The organism is Caballeronia sp. SEWSISQ10-4 2 (genome assembly GCF_030464885.1).
GTDB lineage: Bacteria > Pseudomonadota > Gammaproteobacteria > Burkholderiales > Burkholderiaceae > Caballeronia.
This window is the reverse complement of sequence record NZ_JALPRJ010000021.1, coordinates 21,093-33,581: the sequence shown is the minus strand read 5'-3', so window position 1 is coordinate 33,581 and position 12,489 is coordinate 21,093. Positions and strand designations below refer to the sequence as shown.

The 12,489-nt window shown below is 57.8% G+C and carries 13 protein-coding genes and 1 pseudogene; 2 read left to right on the top strand and 12 right to left on the bottom strand.

Going from position 1 to position 12,489, the window contains the following annotated elements; genetic code table 11:
• Nucleotides 1–8 precede the first annotated feature (8 nt).
• Nucleotides 9–1,115 (bottom strand): AraC family transcriptional regulator, encoded by a 1,107-nt coding sequence (locus M0D69_RS16160; protein ID WP_301782962.1) that lies wholly within the window; start codon nucleotides 1,113–1,115, stop codon nucleotides 9–11.
• Between the two features lie 255 nt (nucleotides 1,116–1,370).
• Between M0D69_RS16160 and M0D69_RS16155 the strand changes: the two genes are divergently transcribed.
• Nucleotides 1,371–2,432 (top strand): NADP-dependent oxidoreductase, encoded by a 1,062-nt coding sequence (locus tag M0D69_RS16155; protein WP_301782961.1) that lies wholly within the window; start codon nucleotides 1,371–1,373, stop codon nucleotides 2,430–2,432.
• A gap of 2 nt (nucleotides 2,433–2,434) precedes the next feature.
• Here M0D69_RS16155 and M0D69_RS16150 read toward each other — a convergent pair whose 3' ends face one another.
• The 7 genes and pseudogenes from M0D69_RS16150 to M0D69_RS16120 form a co-directional block, all read right to left on the bottom strand.
• A complete protein-coding gene (locus tag M0D69_RS16150) occupies nucleotides 2,435–2,653 on the bottom strand; it encodes a DUF2844 domain-containing protein (RefSeq protein ID WP_301783037.1) in 219 nt (72 codons plus the stop codon).
• Between the two features lie 111 nt (nucleotides 2,654–2,764).
• Nucleotides 2,765–2,976: pseudogene (locus M0D69_RS16145) on the bottom strand (IS6 family transposase); the annotation flags it as partial.
• 80 nt (nucleotides 2,977–3,056) lie between these two features.
• On the bottom strand, nucleotides 3,057–4,589 hold the full coding sequence (locus tag M0D69_RS16140; RefSeq protein WP_301782960.1) for a methyl-accepting chemotaxis protein: 1,533 nt from the start codon (nucleotides 4,587–4,589) through the stop codon (nucleotides 3,057–3,059).
• A gap of 252 nt (nucleotides 4,590–4,841) precedes the next feature.
• On the bottom strand, nucleotides 4,842–5,873 hold the full coding sequence (locus M0D69_RS16135; protein WP_301782959.1) for a porin: 1,032 nt from the start codon (nucleotides 5,871–5,873) through the stop codon (nucleotides 4,842–4,844).
• A 69-nt stretch (nucleotides 5,874–5,942) separates the two neighbouring features.
• Nucleotides 5,943–6,101: a hypothetical protein gene (locus tag M0D69_RS16130; protein WP_301782958.1), complete on the bottom strand. Its 159-nt coding sequence runs from the start codon at nucleotides 6,099–6,101 to the stop codon at nucleotides 5,943–5,945.
• 220 nt (nucleotides 6,102–6,321) lie between these two features.
• Nucleotides 6,322–6,444, bottom strand: a complete 123-nt coding sequence (locus M0D69_RS16125) for a hypothetical protein (RefSeq protein ID WP_301782957.1) — start codon at nucleotides 6,442–6,444, stop codon at nucleotides 6,322–6,324.
• 249 nt (nucleotides 6,445–6,693) lie between these two features.
• Nucleotides 6,694–7,848 (bottom strand): lactonase family protein, encoded by a 1,155-nt coding sequence (locus M0D69_RS16120; protein ID WP_301782956.1) that lies wholly within the window; start codon nucleotides 7,846–7,848, stop codon nucleotides 6,694–6,696.
• A 728-nt stretch (nucleotides 7,849–8,576) separates the two neighbouring features.
• Here M0D69_RS16120 and M0D69_RS16115 point away from each other — a divergent pair.
• The gene (locus tag M0D69_RS16115) at nucleotides 8,577–9,566 is read left to right on the top strand and encodes a helix-turn-helix domain-containing protein (RefSeq protein WP_301782955.1); all 990 of its coding nucleotides are present in this window, start codon (nucleotides 8,577–8,579) and stop codon (nucleotides 9,564–9,566) included.
• Between the two features lie 165 nt (nucleotides 9,567–9,731).
• Here M0D69_RS16115 and M0D69_RS16110 read toward each other — a convergent pair whose 3' ends face one another.
• The 4 genes from M0D69_RS16110 to M0D69_RS16095 all read right to left on the bottom strand — a co-directional run bounded on the left by M0D69_RS16110 (nucleotide 9,732) and on the right by M0D69_RS16095 (nucleotide 12,486).
• A complete protein-coding gene (locus M0D69_RS16110; RefSeq protein ID WP_301782954.1) occupies nucleotides 9,732–10,127 on the bottom strand; it encodes an ACT domain-containing protein in 396 nt (131 codons plus the stop codon).
• Nucleotides 10,128–10,272: 145 nt separating this feature from the next.
• The gene (locus tag M0D69_RS16105) at nucleotides 10,273–11,040 is read right to left on the bottom strand and encodes an ABC transporter ATP-binding protein (protein WP_301782953.1); all 768 of its coding nucleotides are present in this window, start codon (nucleotides 11,038–11,040) and stop codon (nucleotides 10,273–10,275) included.
• Between the two features lie 4 nt (nucleotides 11,041–11,044).
• Nucleotides 11,045–11,800 (bottom strand): ABC transporter permease, encoded by a 756-nt coding sequence (locus M0D69_RS16100; RefSeq protein ID WP_301782952.1) that lies wholly within the window; start codon nucleotides 11,798–11,800, stop codon nucleotides 11,045–11,047.
• The gene (locus M0D69_RS16095) at nucleotides 11,797–12,486 is read right to left on the bottom strand and encodes an ABC transporter permease (RefSeq protein ID WP_301782951.1); all 690 of its coding nucleotides are present in this window, start codon (nucleotides 12,484–12,486) and stop codon (nucleotides 11,797–11,799) included. The genes M0D69_RS16100 and M0D69_RS16095 overlap by 4 nt, the downstream gene beginning before the upstream one ends.
• Nucleotides 12,487–12,489: the final 3 nt, after the last annotated feature.

Genomic DNA, 12,489 nt, shown 5'->3' with positions numbered 1-12,489 from the left:
GCCCCAAGCTAGCAGCAGCGGAAGGTGGTCGGGCTTTTGCCGGTCCAGCGGGTGAAGGCATGCCGGAAGTTCGCGGCGTCGCTATAGCCGAGCAGGCTCGCAATCTCTTCGTTGGTCATCCGCGTCTTGCGCAGGTATTCGATCGCGAGACGCATGCGCACCTCGGCGAGCAGGTCGCGGTACGACGTGTTTTCGCTCTCGAGCTTGCGGCGCAGCGCGCGCGGGTGCATGGACAGCATCTCCGCCATCGCCTCGAGGCTCGGAAACTGGCCGGACCGGCTGTGCAGAATCCGCCGGATGTCGGTGGCGATGCCTCCCCCCTCGTTCACTTCGCGCAGCAATCGCTCGCACGTTTCGCACGACATCGCGTAGGTAATCGGATCGGCGAGCGTGACGGGGCGGTCGAACCAGGCCGCGTCGTATTGCAGGTCGTTGCAGGTCTGGCCGAACAGCACGGGGCACTCAAACAGCTGATGGTAGGCGTGCGCATGCGCGGGCGCACCGTAGACGAAGCGCAGGCGGGTGAGCCTGAACGACGGACCGGCCAGATCCCGCGCGACCGTCAGGTGGAGCGACGTCGCAAATTCGATGGCGAAGCGGTAGATATCGCTGGCCGGGTTCGGCCAGTAGATCGGCTCGGACGTATAGGTCGCGACTGTTTCGTTGCGGGAGTAAATGGTGTCGCACAGCGGCCCGATGACGGGCACGTAGGTTCCGGAGAGCGCCATTGCATCGGCAAAGCTCGCGCTGCTGAGGAGCGCATAGCCGTACATGCCGTACGCCGTGACGTGAACCCGCTGACCGGCTCGCAATGCGATCGCCGGATCGCGCGACAGGCGCAATGCATTGCTCATGACCGTGGATAGCTGCCGGTAGGACACGCGCGTTGCAGGAGTGCCCAGTTGGGACGCGTCGAGACCTGTCCCGGCCAGTGCCGCCTGCGCCGGTACGCCCTGTTCGCCTAGCTCCGCGACGAGCGCGGCAATCTTGTGCGGCGGATAAATGCGCAGCTCGAAGTCAGGAAGCCGACGCAGCGCGAACTGGTCTTCCTGTTGGCGCTGCGCGCCCGCACGGGCCCGGTTGATTGGCCCGGGATCGGTACAATGGCCCTCCATCCTTCTGTCTCCTTCCTCCTGCGTCCATACGTCCCGCGGCGCCATCTCGTTGTATCGTCGCGATTGGACTGGCTAAGCTAGCAAGGCACCTGGCTATTTGCAATGATGACTTCCCCCCAACTGTCCTAAAATCACCACGCCGACGGGCTTATCGCACCTTTCACGGGGCGCGGACGAACGGACAATAGACGGATTCCACGCGCATCAGGCGACGCCGTTGCCGGCTGACCGCAGGCTCTCCATGAGGAACCTTACATGACCATCACCGCCGCTGCCTCGATCAACCGCCAGATCCGTCTCGCCTCGCGGCCAACCGGATTACCGACGAGCGAGAACTGGCGCTTGACCGAAGAGTCCGTGCCCGACGCGAGCGAACTCGCCGACGGCGAACTGCTCGTCAGGACGCTCGCCCTGTCGTTGGACCCGGCCATGCGCGGCTGGATGAACGAGGGCAAGAGCTATATCCCGCCTGTTGGCATCGACGAAGTGATGCGCGCTGGCGGCATCGGCAGGGTCGTCGCGTCGAAGAACCCGTCATTTGCAGTCGGCGATGAAGTCAGCGCGCTGCTCGGCGTCCAGGAGTTCGCGCGCATCCGCGCCGAGGACGTGCGGCGCGGCGCCCTTTTTAAAATCGACCGGCAGCTCGGCACTGCGACGCAATGGCTGAACGTGCTCGGCATGCCGGGCATGACCGCCTACTTCGGGTTGCTCGACGTTGGTGAACCGCAGGCGGGCAACACGCTGGTCGTCTCCGGCGCAGCAGGCGCCGTTGGCCAGACCGTCGGCCAGCTTGCGAAGATCAAGGGCTGTCGCGTAGTCGGCATCGCAGGCGGCAAGGCGAAATGCGACTGGGTGGTGAGCGAGCTTGGCTTCGACGCCTGCATCGACTACAAGGCCGGCCAATCTGCCATGCGCGACGGGCTTAAACAGTATTGCCCGGATGGCGTGGACGTCTACTTCGACAACGTAGGCGGCGAGATCCTCGATATCGTGATGACGCGGCTCGCACGCGGCGCACGTATCGTCATCTGCGGCGCCATCAGCCAGTACAACAACGATAGCGGCACCGCGGTCGCCGGCCCGAAGAATTACCTGTCCCTGCTGGTGAACCGTGCGCGGATGGAAGGGATCGTCGTATTCGACTACGCGTCACGCTACCCGGAGGCCGTCGCCGAACTCGCGGGCTACCTGGCTAACGGGCGCATGAAGTCGAAGGAGGACGTCATCGCGGGCGGCGTGCCCGCGTTCCATGATGCATTGCTGAAGCTGTTCTCAGGCGAGAATTTCGGCAAGCTCGTGCTGGACGTTGCGGGTTGACCTTACCTGATTGAATTCCCGTTTAGGCCCAAAGGGACAGCTTGAGGGGAATCGACCCGCCCCGGGTACCGCCCCATGTCGTAACGCACCTGGATGGCGAGACCGATCTGATTGATTTGCAGCACATCCGAGCTGTTCTCGTCATTTGCTTGTGTCACGGTGATGGCTTGTTGATGGCACGGGAGATAGTGCCCAAGCGTAGACCAAATTAAAGTTGTCACCGGCGGGGCATCGCTGTCGGCGGCAGCCTTCGGCTCGTGGGATCGCGCGCCTTCGCCGAGCGGACATGCATGATTCACCAACTTCGACCGACCCTTTTTCTTGCGCGGTCCGAATGCCTTAGCGAGCGCAGGCAGCAACTTGATAGCCCACCGGTGCACCGTCGAATGATCGACCGACACCGTTCGCTCGGACGTCATTTCTTCCAGATGACGCAGACTCAACGGATAGGCGACGAACCAACCTACGCATGTCAGCATTATGTCCAGCGGGTAATGCAGCCGTTTAGCGTCTTGCTCGCAGTGGCGTTAGGGGTCTTGATCATTCGTTACATCGCTCGTCCCGGGGCCAACCACCATAGCAGGTCGGCTTAATGCGACATGTATGGACCCGACGCGACGCCCCTCAGAGCTGGAATTGGGCCACGGAATCGACCAACTGCGCTGCCTGCTGCTTGAGGCTCTCGGCCGCCGCGGCGCTCTCCTCGACCAGCGCGGCATTCTGCTGCGTCGTCCGATCCATCTGGCCTACAGCTTTCCCCACCTGCTCGACGCCGGCACTCTGCTGCGCACTGGCTCTGCTGATCTCACTCACGATGATCGTCACGCGCTGGATGGCACCGACGATGTGGGTCATCGTCGTGCCCGCCTCGTCGACGAGCGCGGTACCGTGATCGACCCGCTCGACGCTGTTGGAGATCAGCGCGTGGATCTCACTGGCGGCCTGCGCGCTGCGCTGGGCGAGGCTGCGGACTTCGGTAGCGACGACCGCGAAGCCCCGCCCCTGCTCGCCCGCGCGGGCCGCTTCGACTGCCGCGTTGAGCGCGAGGATGTTGGTCTGGGCTGCGATGCCGTCGATTATGCCGATGATGTCGGCAATCTTGCGCGAACCCTCATTGATGCCCTTCATCGTCTCGACGACCTGACCCACCACGTTTGCACCCTGCAATGCGATCGAAGAGGCGCCGGTGGCCAACTCGCTAGCTTCCCGGGCATTCTCGGCGTTCTGCCTGACGGTAGCGCTGAGCTGCTCCATGGATGCGGCAGTTTCCTGCAGCGCGCTCGCCTGCTCCTCTGTTCGTTGGCTAAGGTCGGCGTTGCCGTACGCGATCTGCGCCGAGCCGGTCGCGATAGAATCGCTGCTGTTGCGCACCTGCCCAACGATGGCGGCGAGCGAGACGGTCATCGCCTTCATGGCTGCCATCAGACTGTCCGTGTCGCCCGGCTGCACGCGCAGCTCGACATTGAGATTGCCCATCGCTATCTGGCGCACCACCTCGCGTGCGTCGTCGGGCTCACCGCCGAGCTTGCGCGTAATCGCGCGCGAAAACATGACCGTGCCGGCGATGCCGGCCAGAAGGGTGAGCACCATGGCACCGACGCTCGCAAGGACCACGCGTTTTTGCTTTTCCTTTGCTTGGGCGATGGCAGCGGTAGTCTGCTCGACGATCTTGCTGCCGGATTCGCGCAGCAGAATCACCGGCTCTCGGTCGATGCCATCCATGGCTAGGTCCCCGACGGCAATATCGAATCCCGAGGCTTTGAACTGCTCGATCGCCTTGCGGTACGACTGCCCCATCTCCTTGTGGAGAATGTTGAATCGCTCGATCTTCGAGCGGGCCTCGCCGGGCGGCAACTCGACCGCGAGCTTCTCCGTGGCGGCCTGCGAAGCCTGCTCGTACTTCTCGAAGGCGCCCCAGTACTTGTCGAGTTGCTCGGGGTTCTTGCCGCGCAGCAGGATGTCTTTCCCGTTCTGCACCTGGTTCTTGAAAGCGACCAACGCATCGGCGACCTGGCGTGCCTGCGTACCATCCACTTCGAAAAGCCGCTCGTACGTGTCCGCAGCATTGTTCATCTGGAAAACTCCGAAGAGTCCTGCCGCGGATGCACCCAGCAACGCGATGCCCAACGCCAGGGGGAGTTGATGGACCAGCTTCATGTACCACCCTATCAAGTAGAGCTGGCGCTCGACGCGCTAGCGAAAACGACGCGGCATGCCACCGAGTCAGTGACGAACGACAGAGTCTGACTTCTCCCGTCCGTTTATCATCGGCTACAGCTCCTCTCCCTTCCGATGCGGAGCAGTCCGTGCTGCGACTGGCCAGACAAGTTCTGGAGCCGAACTGTGGTTCGCTGTTCCTTCATCGCGATGGTCCTGGACCACCCGCTCCTTGCCGTTCTCCCGGCGCACTCAGAATTTGTGCACGATCCCAAGGTTAATGCCGCGCGTGTCGGCGCCGGGCACGACCGCGATTCCCGAATACGCGGTGCCGTTCAGGGTGTACCCCGCCCGATTCCGGTTTTGGATAAATCCGAGCGCAGCGTATACCTCCGTCGCCTTGGAAAGGAAGTATTCGTCAATTAAGCCCAATTCCTGTGCGTTGTTCCCCGCGCCTGTTCGGTCATGCACATAGCCATACATCAGTGAAAGTTGATCAGTAGGACTGAACAAGTATGAATCCGATACTTGATACACGTCCCGCTTGGAGTCTTTCAAAGTATTTGTCTGAAGTTCCGTGTGATATGCCAGCCAAAACCGGTTGGGCCCTGTCGCAATAGACGCCCCTGCATTGAAAAGCTTCAGTATTGAGGTCCCGGTTGCATTGGCCGCCTGCTCATAGCCGGCCGCCCCACTGAAGGGCCCTTTTACATATTGAACTACGGCGTTATAGAACAGCAGTCCGTTGGTCGGTTTAGTCGTCGAATCGCGCATTGCGACCATAAACTTGGCGCTAAAGCCGTCGAACGTGGGTGTGAAATAGGAAATCGCGTTACTCTCCCGAATGGTCAAGCTGTTGAAGTTATTCATGGGAGACGCGATACTCTTTACTGCCGTTGGATCCATTGCGGCTTGGAGGACGTCATATTGGGGTGAATTCTGCAAACCAAAACGCACCTCGCCAAAACCTCCAGACATCCCAACCCATGCCTGACGGTTAAAGGCCTCAGCCGGATTGGTTGCCGCGCCAGTCATGCCAGAGAAGGCTTGTTCCAGTTGGAAATTGATTTTAAGGCCGCCACCAATATCCTCAGATCCTTTGAAGCCATACCTAGTTGAATATAGTCCACCTGGTACCGCGCGGTATGCCGCCCCCGCATTGGTGCTCTGGTATGCCAAACCGTTGTCAATGACGCCGTACAGAGTGACTGACGACTGAGCACTTGCAGTATTAAAAACACAGGCGGATGCAGCACATGATAAAAATATCGCCAGCTTCTTCATTTTGTCTCCAAATTATTGTGTAGTTATTTATATTGTTGTTACGACATTCGGTTGCCAATTCCATAAATATCATTCGGCATCACGCACCATCCGGCGAAACGCGCCAAATTGCGGCAGGACCGTGATGAACACGGCAACCGCGTTCTCAATGGGAATGGACCCGTTACCGTTGGACGACGCACGTAGTTGCTCAGCAAGTGCGCTCATGTGCGGGACTTTTCTGGGCAATAATCTCTCCTGTGGCTTAGTCTTCACCGACGACTGGGCAAGGGCTCCAGTGCCGGCCGAATCGTCTGGACGGAGTAACGATATTGGAGAACGGATCACGCGTCCCTAGATAAAAATTAGATTCAATGGCACTTTTGTTACTAGTGGGCGAGCGCATGCGCCGCAGCCTTATGAGCGGCAGCACCTGCGCGGAACGAAATCAGATTCAGTTCGACTGGTCCTACCGGTCCGCTGCGTAGTTGATCAGCGCGGTACGCTTGCGCAGAAGGACGGCGCGCATGCGATGCGGCGCCTGGATCCCCTGCTGCTCGACAGATTTGACCGGACGAACGGCGCGACGCATCGGAAACTGTTTAGTCGGGCTTCTGTTCCCAGAAACTGGAAACGTCGGGCCGGTGGTAAGCGGTGCTACCAGCTTCCGCTACGACCGACCTGGGCTTAAGCGTACGCACCGATTCGAACGCCTCGCCTTCACTCAGGAGGCGTTCATGAAGATCGCTGCCTGAATAATCTGTTCGCGGCAACTTCAACCTTCATTGTGTTAGTTGTTCTAACTAAGTGCGACAGATCTGTCCCATGATAGGCTAGTTCCTTATCTCACAAAGACAACACTGACAGGAGCAGGTACGTCAACCGATTGCCCGGTGTCCGACACCATGCCCGACACGGGGTCGATTCTGAACACATTCACTTTACTGCTACTTTGGTTTTCGACCAGCATCCATTTCCCCGACGCATCGATTGCAAATCCCCATGGTCTCTGACCGCCCGAGGACGTGCGCTGAACCAGAGAAAGCTCCCCCGAGTCAGGACTAACGCGATAGACGACCAGCGTATTTTCTCCGCGGTTTCCGACATAGACAAAACACCCGTCATGGCTGAGCGCGATCTCGGCTGCGCTCCTGGCACCCTGAAATTCCGGGCTGGTCGTCGGCAACGATTGCACTAGTGTCAAATGCCCTTGCGATGCATCCCAGCGTAAAACCATGATCTCCGCAGTTAGTTCAGTTAGCAAATAAACGAACTGACCGTTCAAACCGAAAGCGAGATGACGGGGGCCGCTGCCCGGCGGGGCAATGAAGGACCGCGGATTGGCCCCGTCATCCGGCGACAACGCATGAGTCGCCCGGTCAAAGCCATAAACGAAAACACGATCGGCACCCAGATCGGGAACAAGTGCGTATCGACCTGACGGATCGACTGCGACGCTGTGCGCATGTGCGCTCGCCTGCCGACGGTTTGGTCCGGAACCGGTCTCCTTGATCGTGGACACGAGTGAGCCCATGCTTGCTTCGGGGTTGATAACAATGCTCGATACAGACCCACTGCTGTAATTGGCACCGAGTAAGGTCATCGAGGGTATGTCTAACCACAAATACGTGGTTCCGTTGCCTCCTGTGGCGACCGCGTTCACTTTGGTAAGCGCACCGTTCCCGCGATCCACCGCATAGGCAGTGATACTTCCCTCTTCTGTGTTTTGATCGTCGACCGAATAAAGTATCGGTAGTTGGGGATGCGCAACTAGCCATGTGGATCTCAGCCCCTCCTCAACCGGGCCGATCATAGTGAGCTTGCCGGTGTAGGCGTCGAAGCGCAGCGCGTGAATTCGGCGCTCCTGCGTGCCCACGTAAACGAGTTCCGTTTGCGCATTTTTCGGTAACGTGGCCGCTCGACCCTGCTCGCTGTATGTTCCTGCTAACAACGTCAGCATGGCAAGTGCCGCCATAACCACGACTCGCGTCAACATACCTCTCCGGAGGGACTGCGTCATAGTCTCTTAACTTGGAAGTCAAATGATGTGAGGGTATAGCCGCTGCCCGCCGCCCCATTATTCATAGACCGCAAGCGGACAATCAGCCGTTATTCCATTCGCTGGTTCACCACAGCGCAATGTCGGTGAAGACCATCAGCGGTTTTTGGCGCCGCCGCAGGAACGATTAGGTTTCCAGGCAGCTCGAAAGAGACTCGCCACCGGAAGTATCGCCTGTGCGGAAAAGGATATTCGATGCCCGATCTCTCGTCCCTGCACAAAATTGCGATTCACCGGCATTTTTTCCATCGGTGAAAGACCGCAGAAAGCTTGACCAAGTGTTGTGACTCGTCCAATTCGCATCTTTGCTCGGTCAGCCATCTATCCCACACGTCGTTCCGAGGTAGGGGTGATCCTCAGTGTCGTTCGTCCCGGAGGGGCCGAGATGTCGCAGAAATTGGCGAGAAGGGTAACTGCGCAATCGGACGTGGCGCGAAATGTGTCATGCTACCAACCTCGGCTTCCTCCATTTCTTGGAAGCCAAGCCTGGTGATCATTGAGTCAATGCTGATCCAAGCCTAGAATGATGACGATCGTCGATCAATCGACAAGGCCGTCCTTCTCACCAACCACGTGGCGGGAACGACCGGCCGTCGTCTAATCGATGAGACATGGTTCAAGCGAGACCAGCGCGAGAAATCTTTCTACGTAAGACCGGAATTTCAATGACCGGTCTTCACCAAATCGATCCCGTTGATCCTCGCCAAGGAGACAATATGAAAGACAGTGCGATGACAAAATATCAACGCCACTCGAACAACAAAGCGACGCTGACAACGGTTCCAAAGGTCCGGCTGTATGTCGAGCGTCCTGAAGAAAAAGAAAAGTGGTTTGTGAATATCGGGCATGTCACTGACCGGGGTCGCTGGCGAACCGAGCCTCACGCGCATCCAGAGTACGGCCAGGTGATATTCGTTCGTAACGGACGCGGTGTAATAAACCTTGAGGGCAGCAATGTGCCGTTCGAAGGCCCTTGCGCGCTGCTATTACCGACCGACTGCGTTCATGGCCTTGACTACGAGATCGATGTGGATAGATGGGTCGTAACGATCGAGGTGGCCTACCTGACGCAAGTCAACAGCAAACTTCACGAATTCATCCAGCTGTGGGCATTACCTCGGATGATCCCACTCTCTTCAGCTACCATGGCAGCAACGGAGTTTTTCAGCTTGATCAAAAGGCTCCAACAGGAGCTTGAATCCAAGGCGGTCGGCCATGTTGTAGGAACGGAAGCACTGCTTACCTCACTGTTGCTCATGCTAGTTCGCGGAACCTGTCTGGACCAGATTGACAACGACGGCGCGACACGCAACGAGATCCGCCTGGCAGACCGGTTTCGTGAGTTGATCGATCAGCATTACCGGCAGAACTTGCCGCTACAGGACTATGCGTCAACGATGGCGGTGTCACTGGTGCAACTGCGTGCGGCCTGCGCCTCCGCAACAGGGCAAAGCCCCACCAAGATGATTCACGCACGCATCATCACCGAAGCCAAACGAAACCTCATTTTCGGGGATATGTCCGTGGAGCAGATCGCCTTTGGGCTTGGCTTCTCGGATGCCGCGTACTTCACGCGTTTCTTCCGGAAAGAAGTCGGTCAAGCGCCAAGCCAGTTCCGGGTCACTGCTCGAGACCAGCCTCATCGTACGAAATAAACAACGATGGCGGGGCGTCTTCGTGTTGTCCGGATCACCGGCGAAGATTCCTTTTCACACAATCGCTTTCTTGTTGACCTCGCGGAGCTTGATGAACCGATATTGCCGTGGCGAGCGCTAACCATTTTGCTATTCGCCAGTGCCCTGGGCGATTAACCAATACGACTATGACGGTTCATCGATAATCGTATGCCCCGCCGCCTTAAGGAGCCTTGTGGCCGGTTCTAAGTCAGCGCGCTTGAGCAACATGCAGTCTGCATCGAAGGTGGAAACAACAAAGATGCCGAGGCCATTCTCAGACAGGGGCTGGATTACGGACAGCACGATCCCCGTCTCGCCGAACGCAAAAGGTCCGACAAATTTAAGGCAGACCCATCCGAGATCAACTTTAGTACCGGGCGGCACGCGCTCTTGTTTGCAAACGATCGAAAGTTCATCACCGTTACGTGAGATCGAGACGAAACCTTCTCCATCTGCCCAAGGGGGGATGGGGGCACCGCCGCTAAGACGCGAGATGCAGTACATTCCGCCCATCAATTGCAATTTGATACTTTTGGTCATGTTTCTTCTCTGAGAGGGTTGATCGACGTGATGCCGATCATGACTATGTAAAAACTGCAAGAACTCATATCTTGAGGTCCCGCAAACTGACAATGCTCAATAGGAGGCGGGGGACGGATAAGCCGTAGCAGAGTTATGCCACGGCCTACTTTACGTTGGATGACAGGAACTGCTTGAGCCGCTCGCTGCTCGGGTGGCCAAAAATATCGTCCGGCTTACCCTCTTCTCCTATCCTGCCATTGTGGAGAAAGATACCGTGAGTCGATGCGTGTCGGGCGAAACCCATCTCGTGAGTTACCACGATCATTGTTCTGCCCTCTTCGGCGAGCTTCTGCATAATCCGCAGCACTTCGCCAACCAGCTCAGGATCAAGCGCCGAAGTCGGTTCGTCGAAAAGCAAGGCGTCCGGCTCCATCGCCAGTGCCCGGGCAATTGCTACGCGCTGCTGTTGGCCACCAGACAGATGCGCCGGATAGCTTTTATGAACTTTCGAATCAAGGCCCACTTTCGCGAGATAGTGCCGCGCTTTAGTCTCCGCTTCCGAGCGCGTGATGCCGAGCACATGCATAGGCGCCACACAAAGATTTTCGACGATGTTGAGGTACGACCACAGGTTGAAATGCTGGAACACCATCGCAAGCCGGGTCCGAAGCGCTCGCAGCGTTTTGCGTTCTGGCAGCGTGGCCCTCGTACCGTTTTCCCCTTGCATGGAAATGTCGAGATCCCCTAGTTGTACACGACCCTGGTCGGGTGTTTCCAGGAAGTTGATGCATCGCAGAAACGTGCTCTTGCCAGAGCCACTCGATCCAATGATGCTCACCACGTCGCCTGCGTTCGCCGTGATCGAAATGCCTTTGAGGACTTCGTTGTTGCCGTAGCTTTTGTGGATGTCGGTAACGTCCAGGGTATGCATGATGTCAAGCCTTGTTTGGAAGGGTTGGGAGCAACGCGACGCCGGCTTTCGCTTGTCGCGGACCCAGATGGTCGAGCCAACGAATTTCGGCACGCCTAAACCCGGCGATGAGCACCAAGGAGATCGCCAAATATATGAGTGCCGCCAGGGTAAAGACCTGAAACGACCCATAAGTTGCGGCGTTCGCGTCGCGCGCCACTTTTAAGATATCGGGGACCGTAGCGGTAAAAGCGACCGTGGTTCCATGAAGCATGAAGATAACTTCGTTGCTCAAAGTGGGTAGAGCGCGGCGGAATGCAGAAGGCATAATCAGCCGGGTGTAAAGTGTGCGTGGCGACATTCCGAAAGCACGAGCCGCCTCCACTTCTCCGGCTGGCGTCGCCCTGATTGCCCCAGCGAGAATCTCCGTGACATAGGCGCATTCGTTAAGGATGAACGCGAGAATCGTGCAGTTATAGCTGCTGCGAAAAAAGCTATTCGTCAACTCGTGTTGCTGCACAAAATCGAGGCTATAAACGCCCGTGTAAATGATCAGCAACTGGACATACAGAGGCGTGCCTCGAAACACATACGTGTACAACCAGACTGGCGCATTCAAGTATCGGTTAGGAGACGCACGGACGATGGCAAGCGGAATCGCCAGAAGAAACCCTCCCACTGTCGAGACCAACAAAAGAAAGAAGGTTACTGCGACGCCGCTATAGCCTTGCCCATCTGTCCAGAGGAACGCGCGCCAGTATTGTTGGGCTATTTCGATCATAGTCCGGCCACCCTGATTCCTAAGGAATAGCGTCGGCTAAGCTGTCGGAGCAAGATGCCCGACAACGATGCCCAGAAGAGATACAGGCCGGCTGCGAGCAGCATAAACAACAGGACGTGATAAGTGCCCTTGCCGGCATCCACCGCAGCCTTCACAACATCGCTTAGGCCAATAATGGAGACGAGCGCAGTCGACTTGACGAGGACCTGCCAGTTGTTGCTTATCCCGGGGAGCGCGAAGCGCATCATTAGCGGGAAGGTGACCAATCTGAAGCTCTGAGAAGGGGTCATGCCGAAACTAGTGGCCGCTTCACGTTGCCCGCAATCCACCGAAGTAAATGCACCTCGGAACGTCTCTGCAAAATACGCACCGTAGATGAAGCCCAGCGTCATAACACCTGCGGCGAACGGATTGATCTGGATCAACTCGACACCGCAGAGATCGGTTAGCCAGTTCAGGCCGCGTTGGATGCCATAGAACAGGAGCAGCATGAGCACGAGATCGGGCACGCCCCGAATAAGCGTTGTGTAAAGTCTGGCCACAAAGATCGCAGCCGGGCGCCCGCTCAGTTTCGCTCCTGCAGTGGCCAGCCCCAGCAGGAATGCGATAAAGAGCGCCCACAACGATAGTTGCACAGACGTCCACGCACCTCGCGCGATAAGTGGAAGATAGGCTTGCCAGGACATGAT